We start from the raw sequence: 568 nt of genomic DNA, 5'->3' as shown, positions 1-568 counted from the left end.
CGACATCCGGCATCAAGAAGTTCAATGAGTAGCGCGAGGTGATGATATCATGTTGAGATAATCAAGGCTGGATAAGAGAAAAAGAGAAAAGCAACTGTGTAAGAGAGAGAGAGAGAGAGAGAGAGAAACGATGATTGATATTACAGATTGTTGTTGAAATACTTTTTCACTCTCTACCATGTCCGATGACAAACATTGGATCGATATAATGAGAGAGAGACAGTGAATCGATTGGAGGATGAGTCATATAAGCTGTTCCATTGCATCATGTTATTTCGTTCTGTGGATGGAAAAGAGGAGACTTTTGGCAACATTATCAAAAGATGGAATCAAGACATCTTTTCTTTCATTCGTAGCATCATTTTCATGCAACTATCCCCCAGGAGTGGCTAATAAAGGATCCGAAATATAAGATGGGCCAAAATAATTGACTTGCAAATAAGGGTGATTCGAGTGTTGTATTTGGGTTGACTGGAGAAGAGAACATAATCGCAAGACTCTCTTAACCCATTCAAAAAAGTGTGGTAATAGTTTTGGCCGAGATTGATGCGATCACATCAGAAACATG

Annotated in this window: 1 protein-coding gene; it reads right to left on the bottom strand. The window is 38.9% G+C overall.

The window, feature by feature from the left end; translation table 11 throughout:
* Positions 1–21: 21 nt before the first annotated feature.
* On the bottom strand, positions 22–180 hold the full coding sequence (locus tag MUW74_RS04375) for a hypothetical protein (RefSeq protein ID WP_243519323.1): 159 nt from the start codon (positions 178–180) through the stop codon (positions 22–24).
* Positions 181–568: the final 388 nt, after the last annotated feature.

Origin of the sequence: Candidatus Cardinium sp. cBcalN2 (genome assembly GCF_022810445.1) — a bacterium.
GTDB lineage: Bacteria > Bacteroidota > Bacteroidia > Cytophagales > Amoebophilaceae > Cardinium.
This window is presented reverse-complemented; position numbering and strand designations above follow the sequence as displayed.